The organism is Zongyangia acetica (assembly GCF_038739695.1).
GTDB classification, from domain to species: Bacteria; Bacillota; Clostridia; order Oscillospirales; family Ruminococcaceae; genus Zongyangia; species Zongyangia gallinarum.
In genome coordinates this window covers 1-14,674 of sequence record NZ_JBBEWN010000025.1, presented here as the reverse complement: position 1 = coordinate 14,674, position 14,674 = coordinate 1, and the positions used below count along the sequence as shown (strand labels likewise).

General features: G+C 56.8%; 8 protein-coding genes and 4 pseudogenes. 1 reads left to right on the top strand and 11 read right to left on the bottom strand.

Features of this window, described 5'->3' with window-relative positions; all coding sequences use genetic code 11:
• Positions 1-119 precede the first annotated feature (119 nt).
• The 3 genes and pseudogenes from WGC32_RS14490 to WGC32_RS14485 all read right to left on the bottom strand — a co-directional run.
• Positions 120-4,793 (bottom strand): annotated as a pseudogene (locus WGC32_RS14490) (DEAD/DEAH box helicase family protein); the annotation flags it as partial.
• A gap of 204 nt (positions 4,794-4,997) precedes the next feature.
• A pseudogene (locus WGC32_RS15175) lies at positions 4,998-5,114 on the bottom strand (MutS N-terminal domain-containing protein); the annotation flags it as partial.
• Between the two features lie 1,187 nt (positions 5,115-6,301).
• A complete protein-coding gene (locus WGC32_RS14485) occupies positions 6,302-6,658 on the bottom strand; it encodes a TnpV protein (protein WP_072853158.1) in 357 nt (118 codons plus the stop codon).
• Here WGC32_RS14485 and WGC32_RS14480 point away from each other — a divergent pair.
• Complete coding sequence (locus tag WGC32_RS14480) at positions 6,657-7,460, top strand: hypothetical protein (RefSeq protein WP_072853160.1); 804 nt, start codon at positions 6,657-6,659, stop codon at positions 7,458-7,460. The two genes, WGC32_RS14485 and WGC32_RS14480, sit on opposite strands and share 2 nt — an antisense overlap.
• A 49-nt stretch (positions 7,461-7,509) precedes the next feature.
• On the opposite strand, the gene WGC32_RS14475 is transcribed toward WGC32_RS14480, so the two are convergent.
• The 8 genes and pseudogenes from WGC32_RS14475 to WGC32_RS14445 form a co-directional block, all read right to left on the bottom strand.
• Positions 7,510-7,725 carry a transposon-transfer assisting family protein gene (locus WGC32_RS14475; RefSeq protein WP_002588921.1) on the bottom strand — a complete coding sequence of 72 codons (216 nt, stop codon included), beginning with the start codon at positions 7,723-7,725 and terminating at the stop codon, positions 7,510-7,512.
• A 1-nt stretch (position 7,726) separates the two neighbouring features.
• Positions 7,727-8,953 (bottom strand): annotated as a pseudogene (locus WGC32_RS15170) (YodL domain-containing protein); the annotation flags it as partial.
• A 284-nt stretch (positions 8,954-9,237) separates the two neighbouring features.
• Positions 9,238-10,948 (bottom strand): annotated as a pseudogene (locus tag WGC32_RS15165) (ArdC family protein); the annotation flags it as partial.
• Between the two features lie 2 nt (positions 10,949-10,950).
• The gene (locus WGC32_RS14465; protein ID WP_002588923.1) at positions 10,951-11,232 is read right to left on the bottom strand and encodes a hypothetical protein; all 282 of its coding nucleotides are present in this window, start codon (positions 11,230-11,232) and stop codon (positions 10,951-10,953) included.
• Entirely contained in the window at positions 11,229-13,328 is a 2,100-nt protein-coding gene (locus WGC32_RS14460) for a type IA DNA topoisomerase (RefSeq protein WP_002588924.1), read from the bottom strand. Before WGC32_RS14460 ends, WGC32_RS14465 begins: the two co-directional genes overlap by 4 nt.
• On the bottom strand, positions 13,309-13,527 hold the full coding sequence (locus WGC32_RS14455; RefSeq protein WP_038270835.1) for a hypothetical protein: 219 nt from the start codon (positions 13,525-13,527) through the stop codon (positions 13,309-13,311). The genes WGC32_RS14460 and WGC32_RS14455 overlap by 20 nt, the downstream gene beginning before the upstream one ends.
• Positions 13,524-14,297 (bottom strand): DUF4366 domain-containing protein, encoded by a 774-nt coding sequence (locus WGC32_RS14450; RefSeq protein WP_002588925.1) that lies wholly within the window; start codon positions 14,295-14,297, stop codon positions 13,524-13,526. The genes WGC32_RS14455 and WGC32_RS14450 overlap by 4 nt, the downstream gene beginning before the upstream one ends.
• Complete coding sequence (locus tag WGC32_RS14445; protein WP_002588926.1) at positions 14,287-14,544, bottom strand: DUF4315 family protein; 258 nt, start codon at positions 14,542-14,544, stop codon at positions 14,287-14,289. The genes WGC32_RS14450 and WGC32_RS14445 overlap by 11 nt, the downstream gene beginning before the upstream one ends.
• Positions 14,545-14,674 lie beyond the last annotated feature (130 nt).

Genomic DNA, 14,674 nt, shown 5'->3' with positions numbered 1-14,674 from the left:
CCCATCGGGTTTCCCCTTTTGGATAAGTCGGGTGACGATAGGGTGCGGATTATTCCGCTTTGATACCTTGCCCTATTACTTGCTCAAGGTAAGATTATTACAGCCCCTTACGGGCGCACGGTCATGCTGTTCGATACGGGGGTGCCAGTGGCGAAAATCACACCACGGTTTCCGGTCAGTTCATCCATATAGCGACACTTTGCAAACATATCGCTGGACTTTTGGGCATCGCTTGTGGAGAGACCTGCCACATTCCGCATCTTGGTGTATAAAAACAGGTTTTTATAGTTATGCGCCTCATCGACGAACAGGCGGTCCACACCCAACTGCTCGAATGTTACCACATCGTCCTTGCGGCTCTCGGCCTGCAATTTCTCCAGCCGGGCTTCCAGGGACTTCTTGGTGCGTTCCAACTGCTTGACCGTGAAACGCTCACCGCCGCTGTACTTCACCTCGGCAATGCCCTCGGTGATCTCGTCGATCTGCTCCTGAAGGAGCCGTTCCTGACGCTCTCGGCTGATGGGGATTTTCTCAAACTGGCTGTGTCCCATGATGATGGCGTCATAATCGCCGGTGGCAATGCGGGCGCAGAACTTCTTGCGGTTGTGGGTCTCAAAGTCCTTTTTGGTGGTGACAAGAATGTTGGCGGAAGGATAGAGCCGCAGAAACTCCGACGCCCATTGTTCGGTCAGATGGTTCGGCACCACAAAGAGGGATTTCTGACACAAGCCCAGGCGCTTACTCTCCATGGCGGCAGCCACCATTTCAAAGGTTTTGCCAGCGCCTACCTCGTGTGCCAGCAGCGTATTGCCGCCGTACAGCACATGAGCGATAGCGTTTTTCTGGTGTTCCCGCAAGGTGATGGCCGGGTTCATACCACCGAAAGTAATGTGTCCGCCGTCGTATTCACGGGGACGGGTGGAGTTCATTTCCTCATTGTACTGGCGGACCAGAGCTTGGCGGCGGTCCGGGTCTTTCCAAATCCAGTCTTTGAAAGCGTCCCGGATCGCTTGCTGCTTTTGGGCGGCCAGGGTGGTCTCTTTGGCATTCAACACCCGGCGCTCTTTGCCGTCTGCATCCTCTATGGTGTCGTAGATACGGACATCCCGCAGGTTCAGGCTGTCCTCCAGAATCTTGTAGGCATTGGCACGGCTGGTTCCGTAGGTGGTATAGGCTGCCACATTGTTCTGGCTTACAGAGCTTTTGCCGGTGATCTGCCACTCAGCGGTGAAAGAAGAATAGTTGACCTCGATATTGCGCTGGAGATAAAACGGCGTGTCGAAGGTCTCATACATAAACTGCTGGATGTACTCTTTGTCGATCCAGGTAGCGCCCAGGCGCACCTCAATCTCCGACGCATCCAGGTCTTTGGGCTGGGCAGCGGTAAGGGCCTCCACATTGACTGCAAAGGAAGGGTCCTGCTGTGCGGCCCGCTGTGCCTGACGCAGCTTGCGCCGCACATTGCCGGACAGGTATTCGTCGGCTGTTACATAATGGGGAGTGCCGTCTTTCTCCAACTGCCCAGGTACACGGAAGATCACGCCTTTTAGCTCGGCGGCCAGTTCGTCGCCGGTCTTGCCGGTCAACTCCGCCATATACGCCATATCGACAAAGGCTTTTTCGGAAATTGATACGGCCAGAGCTTCACTTGCGGTATCCACAGTGTCCACCGCCTTGTGGGGCTTGATGGTGCGCTTGGTGAACATATCCGCCTTGCGCTCCAGCTTGCCGTCCTCGTCAATGACTTCCAGCGCGCAGAGCAGATAGTAGCTGGAATCATCAGCAAAGGCCAGCCGGTTCGCCCGGTCATTGATAAGACCATATTTTGCAGAGAAGCTGTCATAGAGCCGGTTCAGTTCGGCCTGTTTGTCCTGGATGGCGCTGTCCGGTGTGGCGGCGTCCATTTGCAGATCAATGAGCTGCTGGACACATTCTCGCAGACCCACCAGTCCTTTCACACGGGCTTCGGCGGTGGCATTCAGGTCAGGCCGTACCATACAGCTGTTTTCACGGTAATACACATCGCCGTCCACAACGGTGTAGGAGTAATTTTTCACATTGGGGTCAGCAGGGATAGAAGTGTCGATGGCTTCGCCCTCGCCCAGCTCCGGCAGCTCGGCCTCCTGGTAGGTGCCGCGAATGTACTTCACGGCATCATGCAGCTGATCGGCAAGCTCCAGCCCCTCGATGGGGTTCACGGTGTAGTCCATGCCGTGGGCGGTGCTTTCCGGTTCCTGTCGGCCCAGCACCATTTCCGGGTGGTCCAGGAAATAGCGGTTGATGGCAAAGCCGTCCTCGGTCTGCCCGGTCTGCGTCCACTCCGGCACGATGTCCAACGGACGGTCACGCTTTTGCAGGAAGATGATGTCCGAAACGACCTCGGCACCTGCGTTCTTTTTGAAAGCGTCATTGGGCAGACGGATGGCCCCCAGCAGTTCGGCGCGCTGAGCAAGATACCGGCGCACGGTGGAATCCTTGGCGTCCATCGTGTAGCGGCTGGTGACAAAGGCCACCACGCCACCGGGACGAACCTGATCCAGAGCCTTGGCGAAAAAGTAGTTGTGAATGCTGAAATTCAGCTTGTCATAGGCTTTATCCCGAACCTGATACTGGCCAAACGGTACATTACCCACCGCCAGATCGTAGAAATCCCGCCTGTCGGTGGTCTCAAACCCTGCCACGGTGATGTCGGCCTTGGGGTAGAGCTGCTGGGCAATCCGCCCGCTGATGGAATCCAGCTCCACGCCGTAAAGACGGCTGTTTCGCATTTCCTCCGGCAGCATACCGAAGAAATTGCCTACACCACAGGACGGCTCCAGGATGTTGCCGGTCTCAAATCCCATGCGGCCCACAGCCTCGTAAATCGCTTTGATGACCGTAGGGCTGGTGTAGTGCGCGTTGAGGGTGGAACCTCTGGCAGCAGCGTATTCCTCCGGGGTCAGCAGTTCCTTCAGCTGGGCATATTCCTTGCTCCAGCTTTCCTTGTCGGGGTCAAAGGCATCGGCAAGGCCGCCCCAGCCCACATACCGAGAAAGGATTTTCTGCTGTTCCGGCGTTGCCTGCTCGGTGGTTTCCTCCAGGTATTTCAGCAGCTTGATTGCCTCGACATTGGCCTGGAACTTAGCCTTGGGGCCGCCTTCGCCCAGGTGATCGTCAGTGATACGGAAATTCTCGGCGGTGCGACGCAGATTGGCCTTGTATTCCTCATAAGAGGCTTCCTCGGCAGCTTTGACATTGGGGAAGGTCTGCCACTCGCCGTTTACCTGAATGGAAACGGGGTGTTCGTCCAGTACCTCATCCAGAGTCTTTTCCGGCTCGACAGCAGGCGTGGGCGGCTCCGGCTCATTGGTTCGCAGGGTCTGAACAACCACATCATAGGGCAGATTGTTCTTATCGCCCGGATAGACAGCCACAGTCTCGGCTTGGAAGGCCGGGGTTTCGGCAGCCGGTTCGGGGCGTTCCTGCTCAAAACCGTCCAACTGACGGGCATACATCCCGCGCAGCAAAGGCGCAACCTCGCTCCACTGGAAGAACAGCATGGCCAGACGCTTTTCATCTGCATCCAGCACTTCCAGCTCGATACCTTCCGGCATCGTGCGGTAATCGGCGGTCTCGCCGGTCTCCAGCTCCATCGTTTCCACGATGTTGGGATAGGCCCGGCTCAGCCACAAGGCTACCTCCTGGTTACTCTTGCCGTTGCGAAGAAGCTCGGAAAGCTCCGCCTTGTCCGCCTCACCAATCAGGCCATGGGCCAGCACATCCCGAAGGTCCTGGTCCACCGTATCCAGATTTGCAGGCAGGAATTCGGTATAGAAGTCGTTGCGGTTATCCTCCCGCAAAAGCTGCTCAAACCGTTCCCGGCTCTCAGCCCGGTAGATGGGATAGCTCATGCCGGTGGGCAGCAGCTGCACCGTGTCATCCCGCAGCTCTGTGATCTGATGGGGCCGGTCATCCAGATAGACAATATCACCCACATTGTAAGGAGGAACCGCTGGATCGTAGGAGGTTCGCTCCCGGAGTGTGCCACGAGCCGCAGCGTATTCCTCATCTGAAACCAGAACACGCAAATTATGGGGAGAAGGCTGTTCCGGCTCATCTGCCGGGACGCTCTCTCTGGATATGGCCTCCACATCCGCCATAACACGCTGGATGAATGGGTCATTATCCAGTTTTTCCTCATCCACCAGTTCACCATTCACAATGCCGCGCTCGGCCAAAGCCTCCCGAATGGCGATGGGGTCGATGTTGTCGAACCGGTCCTGTTCCGCTTCGGTGTAGAACCGGTCCTCCTTGATAAGCTGAGCGATCCGGCGCTGTACCTTGGGCCAGGGCAGCACCGTTCCTTCGGGGCTTTCCGGGCGAACCGAAAACGGGGTTTTGCCATCGCCGCCGTCAAACTCATGGGCCAGCCATGCAGCGGTATCTTTTTCCCGCCCATGTTTCTCCATGTAACGGACAACGGCGTGTTTACTTTCGATTTTGCCGTTCCAGTCCTGGATAGCCTTGTCGATGTCATTGTCCGTGAGAGGGTGCAGCAGCTCATGGAGCTTGGGATAGGTCTCGTCGATGATTTCTCGATGAAGGCGCTGGCGGAACTCCGGTGTGTCGGAATAGAGGCGGAGCAGCTCCATGTTGCCAGATCCCAGGACAGCACGGCGAATAGCGGCATTGCCCTCGATCACGGCGTTCTCATGGTCACTGTGACCGCAGGCATTGCGATATGGCACATCTTCCATAACAGCGGCAAGTACAATGGGCTTGTATTGCTCATGCAGTTCTCGAATCGTAGGGGCTGCGGCTGCTTCGGTCTCCTGAAATACTCTGGTCCCGTCTGCGCCAAACTCCGCTTCCTGGGCATTGATGTGCTGTTCCGCCTCATGGTCGATAGAGGGCATGGAATACTCCTGCCGCTCCCTGCCGCCCTTCGGGACAGCGGAAATGGTCACATCATGCTTATCCCGCAGCTGTTCCACAACCTGCTCCAGCCGGTTTGCCGGAAAGCCGCACATTTCCACACGGCCACCGCCGGGGATAGCGCGGGTCGTGAGATTGAGGTCCAGTTCCGCAGCAGCAGTTTTGGCGTCCTCACCGTACAGCTCAAAAAAATCCCCCATTTGGTAGAGGATTATATCATCCGGGTGGCGCTCCTTGACGCCGTTGTATTCCCACACAGCCGGGTCCGGCTGCTGGGCTTGCAGGGCATCTTCTTCCGCCAGGGCCTTTTCTGCCTGGATTTTGTCATACTCCGCCTGTTCCTGTTCTGTGAGATAGCGTCCCTTCTGGATCAGGTCGGTAATCCGTTTGGCGACTTTCTCCCAGGTGAAATGCACATCCGGGCAGCCGTCTTTTTTGTAGTGCAGACCTTTTCCGTCGTGGCTTTCATCGCTTTTCATTGCACCGGACAGGGCATGGGAGTGACCGCCAATACCATACTTATGTTTGAGAAAATCCACCTTTTCCTTATCCGTATGGGGTTCCTGGAAAAAGGTGAAAACTCGGCCCTTACCGCCCTCAAATCCGCTGCCTCTGGTCATGGCGGCGTCGATCTCGTCCTCAGAGATAAACTGCTTGACCGAAGGTACTTCCGTCAACTGAGAGGTAAAGGTGGTGCGAGGCAAGGACAGATCTTGCAGGTTCTCCCAAATTTCTTTGGGTTTATGGTAGTGGAAGCGCAGCAAATCCCGATCCTGCTGGTAGGCCGTCCAGAAGGCAGCATATTCTTCCGCAAGGTTCTGGCGAAACTCCGGGCTTTTCAGTTGTTCGGTGAGCCATGCAGATTCCTCCGGGAAACCGCGCCCCGGATTGTTGGAAAGGATGGGCAGATACCCAGCTTCTCTGGCTTCCTCGCTGAAATCGTGGTACAGATTCCAGAACTTTTCCGCGAGGAGGGAGCGTTCATAGCCCGCAGCCTCAGCCAGCTCCACATTGGTGGCAAACTGGCCGTCCTGCAAAAGCTGGCCGATACGCTCAGCGGCACTCTCCCAGGAAATGACCTGGGCGGACTTATCGTAACGGGCAGTTTTGCCGTGGGAAAGATGGATTCCATCCTCGGCATACCATGCAGTGATGCTGCCAATCCCGTTGCCGCCATGGTACAGGGTTTTCAGGGTGTCTGCGATCTCGGTGGTGGACTTCTGCTCCTCAAAGGCCGCGACAATGCGCTCTCTCTGGCGATAGGTGTTGCCGCCCAGCCGCAGCACATGGTCGATGTCAGCCTGGGCAAAAGAAAAAGCAGAGGATGTTTTCACATTCTCTGCTTCATCTATGATTCTGATTTGTTCTGCTTCGGAGAGGAAGAAACTCAGCTGTGAATAAGCTCCGCCATCAGAATCTCCTCGGCCTGTGCTTTGCAGGTGTTCATCAGGCCCACCCAGCGCATCGGGTCGCTGGCTTTCAGCTGCTCCGTCGCGCCCGCGTCTTTCGCCAGCTGGGGCATCATCTGCTCCAGACGGCTCTGCGCTGTCTCGTCGATCTCGATGAGGTGCGGGTACAGCTTCTCGGTCAGCAGCAGCTGATTGTAAATCAGGGGCCGGTGTTCCTTCAGGTACGCTTTCCGCATCCTGCCGTACTTGCCCAGGGGCTTCTCCGGCTGTTCGGTCAGCTTCAGGTCGGGAATCTGATAATCTCCGTTCATCGTGTAAGTCAGGCTGTTCTCCATGTGTAACGCTCCTTTCCGCGAGTTGCTCGCGCTCATAGATCTGGATGGTGACGCCGATCTGCCGCAAAACCTGCTGGTTAATCTGGCTGACCGCCGCGCCCAACGCCCCAACCGTGGCCGGGGTATTGAAATCGAAAATCGGCATGAAGTCCTCATGCTGGAAATATTGTTCCGTATCCAGCCCACAGCGAGACATCAGGGCATAGGCGATACTGACGGTGGCGGCGGACTTAAATTGGACTTCGATGTTGTAATCATCGTACTCCGCCAGGAACGAACCGTCAACGATATAGCGGAAATCTCTCTGATGATCGTCCCAATACTCACTCGCCAGCTTTCCGGCTACATCCGTGAGCTGCTGGGCGAGATTGTCACCGGCAACGCCGTAGTTTTGCTCCAGCATGGCCGACACAGGCCCAATGTGCTGTTCTTCCAGCTGCCACAACCAGGGTGTACGGGAATGTTCACGGGTGCCGGTATCGGAAATATCGAACACATAGCGCAGGCGAAGCTTGTCGCCGGAATCGTCCACCAGGGCAATACCCTTGGAGCCACGGCGCACATACCGTCCCATTTTTTCATTCCACAGGTCATACTCGGCGCAGGCGGTGGCATCCGGGCGCTGGGCGTAAATCATCATTTGCTCGTGGAATGGGTATTTATAAAGGCGGGCGGCGGTGGTGAGAAAAGCCGTCCACTCCTTCCAGCTGCCTACAAGCTGGGTCGATACCTGTTCGGCCATCTGCCGGTAAAATTCAGCTTTGGATGGCATGGTTTTCTGTCCTCCCTTCATGTTGAATAGAAATGGGACGGCATATCAGGCCGTCCCATCAGGTCTTTATGTGTGTTTTTTACTCGTCGAAATCTGGGTACAGCTCCAGTTCGGCAAACTCGGTGTCGTTCATAGCTTGGAGTTTACCCAGGGCGCTGTCCGTCAGTTCCCGCAGCTCGGCTTCCTCCGGCGAAAGCTCACCGCGCATCTCCGTCAGAGCGTCGATCAGCCCGGTGCGGCTGCCGGTGTTGTAGATGCAAAGAAGGTTCGTTTCCTCAAAGGTGAAGTTGTTCATATCAAAGCTCCCTTTCCGCGCTCTTTTTTTGCGCTGTCTTTTTGTGTTCCGTCTTGGGCTGGCTTTTCAGCTGCTCCATTACGGACTTTTTCTTTTCCCGTTCCTCTCGATGGACGGCTGCTGCCAAGTCCATAAGAGAAATGGGCTGACCACTGCGGGCCTGTTGTTCCAGCTGGGCCACTGTCGGCTCCTTTGGGCCGTTATTGATGATACCGTCGATCATGCCGTAATCATCTTCCACCGTCATTTCCGCATTTCTCAGCGAATTTTCCGGCAAGAAACCTTGCACCTGGGTGAAACCAACACTGTCGCAGTAATGACAGGATACCTGACCATTCTGCTTGATGGCAACGATGTCACTGACGCTCATAGACGGGCTGTGAAAATCCACCGGCTTTTGCAGATTGAACTGCTCATACAGCCTTTCCAGCTGCTCCATAGTGCTGCCGGAACCGTCCAGAGGGGCGGTATAGATAAGGTCATAGTTACTCCGCTCTACGGACAGATTGTGCGATTGCAGCCAATCCAGATTCATAAAACGCACATTCTGCGGGTCATCCTTGCTCACCTGATAAATAGCAAAACAATTTCCCTCATGGGAAAGAAACGCCTGTTCCCGTTCCAACTGCCGATCCTGTCGTTCCAAAACTTTTTCGTGAAAGTCCGGGCTTTGCTCCCATTCCTCGCGGGACACAGCAAAGATACCGTCATGGGCGTCCAGGTCGGCAGTGTTAAAGGCCATTTCCGGGTTTTCACCCTCCTGGACGATATAAACGGTCAGGTCTCGCTCCATCAGCTCATAGGCTCGCTCTTTGGAGAGGGGCAGAAGGTCACCGTCCAGGTAGCCGCATTTCTCCAGATCATCCTGAGTCAGTGCCGGGTCCGGCATGGGATACTCGTCCAACGCCTGCTCCTGGGCATCCGGCAGCTGGGTGGCGGCAGCTTCTGTGGTCTGCTGGCTGACCTGTTCCTGCATCTGGTGGTAAGCCGCCTCCTGCAAAGTCTCGATCATGGACAGCGGCGCATACTTGATGGACTTGCCGCCCATCCCCAGGTCCTCGCAGATATGGCTAACCGCTGTGGAACGGCCCATATCCGGCCCGTCCAACTGGCCGCCGTCCATCTGCTTCATGGTTGCCACATCGTAGAGCGTGTAGTCCCAGCCGGTGTCGCAGGGCTGAACATGAAGGTAGCTGGTATCATCCAGCACCAACAGGGCCTCCCGGTACTCGGCGCTGGGCTGGACACTTTCGGTATTTTCCGGCTCGGTCAGCTGTTCCGGTTCAGTCATCGGCACCAGCTGATCCAAGCGTCCCATAAGCTCGGCAGCTTTTTGGGTGGTTTCATCCGGTTCATCCTCGTTCACGATATTCTGGAGCCATTCGCGTACACCGCTGGCATCTCCGCTTCGGAGTGTGGCAGTCAGTTCGTGCAGTGCGTCCTCACGGCTATCTGCATTGTTCCGATACTCATAAGGGTCATAATCGAAAGTGAACTGGTCGATGTCTGCTGCCAGCTGCTCGATAGAGTCCTGCTGCGGTTCCGTGGCGGCAGTCAGGTCAATGCCGCGCTCCTTGCAGATTTCCTTGTAGTTGCGCTCGATGTCGTTAATCAGCTCGCAGGAAGTCTTGTTGATGGTCTCCAGACTGGCCCGCAGCTCCTTCAGCTCCTTGTCCTTCGACCAGGAAGCGATGTAGCCAAAACTGTTCTCGCCGGTCTGGATGCCGAAATACTGGCAAACCGCATAAGAAATGCTCTCGGCCTCCACTTCCTCGGTGTTGCGGTTCTTGGCGGCCTGTTTCACCGCCGTCAGATCTTCCTCCACTTCCAACCGCCACTCAAACCGATTCTCGTCCACATAGCGCCAGCCTTCCTCGGCGGCGGCCTGTTCCGCCTCTGCTTCGGTGGCGAAGTCCAGACGGAAGTCATGCTTGGTGCCGCCCTCGCTCACCATCACGATCTTCCAGGTCGGCTCCGCTTCGTACTTTTTGGGGTCGTGGAGCTTACTGTGCGCGGTCTCATGGACAGCGGCGGAAACAGTCTGCACCTCGCTCATGCCTTCCCGGATGGCGATCCGCTGCTGGTCAGAGGAGAAATAGCCGTCCATGTTCTCGGCCATCGGCTCAAACTCGATGGGAACCGGAGCCGAGCGGCGCAGAGCTTCCATGAAAGCCTCATAGTGCGGCACCGTCCCGGACAGGCTGGAGGCCAGCTCTGGCAGGGGCTTTCCGTCCGTCTGGCTCACATCGAACACCTTCACCGGACGGAACATGGGGATTTCAATTTCTTTTTCCTCCATGACCGCCTTGCCATCCGCGTCCAGGATGGGTGCATGAGTATCCGGGTCGCGCTTCATTTCCTCGATCTTCTTTTTGTAGGGCGTGGGGGCAATGATGGTGATACCATGCTCACCCTTTTTCACATGGCGCTCAAACTGATTTTTCCACTTGTTGAACCCGGCCACCAGGGTGGCGTCCGGGCGCTGCATATAGATGAGCATGGTGTTGTTGACGGAGTAGCGGTGGAACTTGGACATGACGGACAGATAGCGCATATACTTCTCGCTCTCAAACAGTTCCTTGATACCCTGTTCAATGCCCGCTGTGATCTCTTGTAACCGTTCTCGATTGGTGGTCTTATCAGCCATGAATTTCACTCTCCTTTCCAATTTGGCTATTTCTGATTGATGTTCGGCAATCCACAGCTTTTGCTCCTCCGGGCTGTTCTCCAGAAAAAAATCCAGCAGATAGCCCACATAGTCCTTTTTCTGGATTGCCTCCATGAATCGGGGATGTGGATTTTCCTCCGGTGTTTTGGGTGTGTAGTCCGTTTCCCACTTGCGGAGCAAATGAAAGTAGTCGGCCAGGACACGAAAGGCATGGTCTCGGTCCTCCTTGAATTTCTGCGCCTCGGATTTCTGGCGGACATGGCGTCGCCGGGGAGGGGCCTGACTGTCATAAGCCAGGCCAAAATCCTGGGCCAGCTTCTCGGCGGCCTCTTTGGGGGACAGATTGTAGAGCCTCGCTGTGAAGTCAATCACATCGCCGGTGGCTCCGCAGCCAAAGCAATAAAAATATTCCTCGTTCAGCTTCATGCTGGGATTTTTGTCATCGTGGAAGGGACAACAGGCCATGCCGCTCCGGTTGACCTCGATTCCGTACATCTGCGCTGCTTCTCGGACGGTGATGGACTGCTTGACAGCCTCAAAGACACTTTCAGCCATGCTTACTCATTGCCTTTCTTGGGGGTGGGCGGCCTGTATCCGGCAGCCTTGGCCAGTTCACTGGCTGCCTTACGGCGCTCGGCGCTGTAAGGTTCCCGGACGGACACACAGCGTTTGGGAACGAGAAAGGTCTGGCGGTCCTTTTTCACAATCTGGTCCGGGTATTTCTCTGCCAGTCGCCGCAGCTTCTCCAGCAGCCGGGGGTCATGGGTATAGACCTCGGCGGTGGCTTCGGCCTGGTTGTAGAGGATGATGGTTTCCTGTTCATAGCGTGAGAGCTTCATCGTTTGCCACCTTTCTGCTGGTCAAACTCCAGCTTGAAGTTGGCGTACTGCCCATCATCCGCCAACACCACAGTGGCATCGTAGGTCTTGCCGGTTTTCTCGGAGTACAAGCCCCTCACATGAGCGCGGCCATCTTTGAGCAGTGCCGTTACGATGGCTTTGGTAGGTTGCTTGTGCTTCATCTCCCACCACTTGTTGTTTTTCCAAATTGCAAATTTGCAAGATTCTGTCTGACAGAAGAAGCCTTTTTGCATTTCTGCAACCTCTCCGCCACAGCGGGGGCATTTGCCCACCACTTCGTGGGAAGGGCTGAACAAATACTCCGTTCCCTTGATAGCTTGATAGGTTCCCACAAGTTCTTTGAGCATGGCACTAATCCCAGCCATGAAATCCTCCGGGGCCAGCTCGCCACGCTCGATCTCACCCAGCCGGTACTCCCACTCAGCAGTCAGAAGGGGCGATTGCAGCTGCTCCGGCAACACGGTGATAAGGGATACCGCGTCATGGGATGGCATGAGCTGCACGGTTTTCTTGCTCTTTTTGCGCTCCAAAAAGCCGGTGGAAACCAGCTTTTCCAGAATCCCGGCGCGGGTGGCCGGGGTCCCCAGGCCCTTGCGCTCGGCATCCTCCGGCATATCGTCCTTCCCGGCAGTCTCCATTGCGGAGAGTAGCGTATCTTCGGTGAAGTGCTTGGGCGGGGTGGTCTTGCCCTCCTTGACGGTAGCACCAGAAAGGGGCAGCGTCTGACCTTCAGACAGCTCAGGCAGAGCCTTGTCCTCGGGTTCTTTGTCCTGCTCCACATTCTTCAGCCCTGCGCGATAGGCAGCGTCCAGCGCCCGCCAGCCGTAATTTTTCACTGTGCGGCCTTTGGCAGTAAACTCCGCTCCGGCGCACTCGACAACAACGGCGGTTTCCGCAAAGGTATAGGGCTGGGCCACGGCGCACAGCAGGCGCAGAGCCACCAACTCCAGCACCGCCTTTTCGCCCACCGGCAGGCCGGACAGGTCCGCGCCCTGGAGGTTGCGGGTAGGGATCACTGCATGATGGTCGGTCACTTTCTTGTCGTTGACAATCTGGGCGGCATTGCAGGCAATCTCCATGCCATTGGAAAAGGGCATCGCCCCGGCAGTGAGCTGGACCAGCTCCGGTAGACTCGCCGCCATATCCGAAGTCAGATAGCGGCTGTCCGTCCGAGGGTAGGTACAGAGCTTCTTTTCATACAAATTTTGCAGGTAGTCCAGGGTTTGCTGGGCGGTGAACCCCAGCAGCCGGTTGGCGTCCCGTTGGAGGGTGGTCAGGTCATAGAGGGCGGGCGGCTTCTCGGATTTGTTTTTGCGCCCCACTTTTTTCACTGTGGCAGCCGCACCTTGGCAGGCCGTTTTCAGCTGTTGGGCGGCAGCCTTGTCTGCCATGCGCTCCCCGGAAACGGTGAAACCGGGCAGCTCCAGTGTGACCGTGTAGAATGGCACCGGCTTGAAGGTGTCGATCTCGGCTTCTCGCTGGACAATGAGGGCCAGCGTCGGGGACATGACACGTCCGATGTTGAGGGTCCGGTGGTACAGCACGGAAAACAGCCGGGTGGCATTGATACCCACCAGCCAGTCCGCTTTGGCGCGGCAGAGGGCCGCATCCCGCAGGCCGTCATAGTCTGCACCGGGGCGCAGGTTTGCAAAGCCCTCCCGGATGGCGGAATCCTCCATTGAGGAAATCCAGAGCCGCTTCATGGGCTTCTGGCAGCCCGCCAGCTCATAGACGCTGCGGAAGATCAGCTCCCCCTCGCGTCCGGCGTCGCAGGCGTTTACCACTTCGGTCACATCCGGGGCGTTCATCAGCTGCTTCAGCACATCAAACTGTTTCTTCTTGTCCTTGCTCACCACCATCTGCCAGGGTTCCGGCAGAATGGGCAGATCGTCATAGCGCCACTTGGCGTAGTCCGGGTTATAAGCGTCGGCGTCGGCCAGACCAGCCAGATGGCCCACACACCAGCTGACCCGCCAGCCGCCGCCCTCCAGATAGCCGTCCTTGCGGGCGGTGGCCCCAATCACGGCGGCCAGACTTTGGGCAACGGACGGTTTCTCAGCGATCACCAGCTTCATGGTTTTTCATCCTCCTTTCCCGCAGCCATGCGGTCAGCTGCCGGTGGCAGAATCCCACGCAGGGCTGACCGTCACGGTAATTTCCGCAGCCATAACAGGGGTGGCCGGGAGATAAAGTAGGAGGACGGGAAGTTTCCTTCCCGCCCTCCGGCCTGCGTGTCATCATGCGTTCATAGGGGCTGTCGGTGAAGCGGGTCAAACCGTCTTGTCCTCGCTTTCCTCGTCGCCGCCCCCGTCAGCGTCCGGCTCGTCAGATTCCTCGGTCTCCCAGGAGTCCTCGTCCTCCTGATCGGTATCATCCTCGCCGTAGTCATAATCGTCCAAATTGTCGTTGCCCTTGGTCTTGGGTCTGCTTTTTACCAGCTTAAAGTAGGCAAAAGCGCCGCCGCCACCCATCAGAGCCAGCACCGCCAAAAGAATGGCCGGATTCAGTCCTGCGGGTTTCTGCGCCGGTTCTTCCGGTTCCGGGGTTTCTTCCGGGGTCTCCGGTTCCGGCTCCTTACCCGTGCAGGCGCTCATATTGGTGGCACACACCGGGCAGGCCGTATTCACCGCACCGGCCACACATTTCTCCGTACAGGTACAGGTGGCGGGCTGCTCCTGGGTGGTCTGACCGTCCTCCATCAGCGCCATCAGGTCCGCCTCGTCCACCTGGTTTAAGAAGTGGACAGCGGTTTCCTTGTCCTCGTTGGCCCGGTCAATGAGGATGTAGAAGTAGTTGCCTGCCTTGGTGGTGACGGTGATGAGCTGCTTGTTGTCGCCGAAATCATCCACCAGGGCGGCGTTGCCATCCGGGGTCAGGGCCGGACTGTCCTCGGTTTCCTCCACGACCACATTGCTGTCGTTGGTGGCATCCTCCGCCGGAAGTTCTTCCGTTCCCTGGGCAAAGGCAGTCACGGAAAGGCCCATCATCAGCACCAGGGCGGCGCAGAGGGCCGAAAGGGTTTTGAAAATTTTCTTATTCTTCATGGTCGGTATCCTCCTGTTCGTTGTAGTTGGCGGAGGCAGCGGCCATGCCAGGGACCGTACCACCGGAGAGCATGGCGTTCAGCTGCTCCGGGGTCAGCCGCAGGGCGCGCACCATCTGAACGATTTCCAGGTTCTCCGCCTCGGTTTTCTGCGCCTCCAGGGTTTTCAGCTTGTCCTGGTACTCCGCGATCTTCTCGCGGACCTTGGCAATCTCCTGGTCAATGCGCTGGATTTTGTTCTTAGCCATTTCAATCACTCCTATTACAATAAATTTGGACAGGAAAGCCGGGCAGCCAGTCCGGCTTTCTTTCCATCTCGTGCCTAAGCTACAATGAGAGGAGCAACTGGCTGACCAATCACTCCTTGGGCTTGTATGT

Coding starts and splice junctions, on each gene's coding strand:
- WGC32_RS14480 (WP_072853160.1), top strand. CDS start 6,657: ATGTGTAACGCTCCTTTCCGCGAGTTGCTCGCGCTCATAGATCTGGAT.
- WGC32_RS14485 (WP_072853158.1), bottom strand. CDS start 6,658: ATGGAGAACAGCCTGACTTACACGATGAACGGAGATTATCAGATTCCC.
- WGC32_RS14475 (WP_002588921.1), bottom strand. CDS start 7,725: ATGAACAACTTCACCTTTGAGGAAACGAACCTTCTTTGCATCTACAAC.
- WGC32_RS14465 (WP_002588923.1), bottom strand. CDS start 11,232: ATGAAGCTCTCACGCTATGAACAGGAAACCATCATCCTCTACAACCAG.
- WGC32_RS14460 (WP_002588924.1), bottom strand. CDS start 13,328: ATGAAGCTGGTGATCGCTGAGAAACCGTCCGTTGCCCAAAGTCTGGCC.
- WGC32_RS14450 (WP_002588925.1), bottom strand. CDS start 14,297: ATGAAGAATAAGAAAATTTTCAAAACCCTTTCGGCCCTCTGCGCCGCC.
- WGC32_RS14445 (WP_002588926.1), bottom strand. CDS start 14,544: ATGGCTAAGAACAAAATCCAGCGCATTGACCAGGAGATTGCCAAGGTC.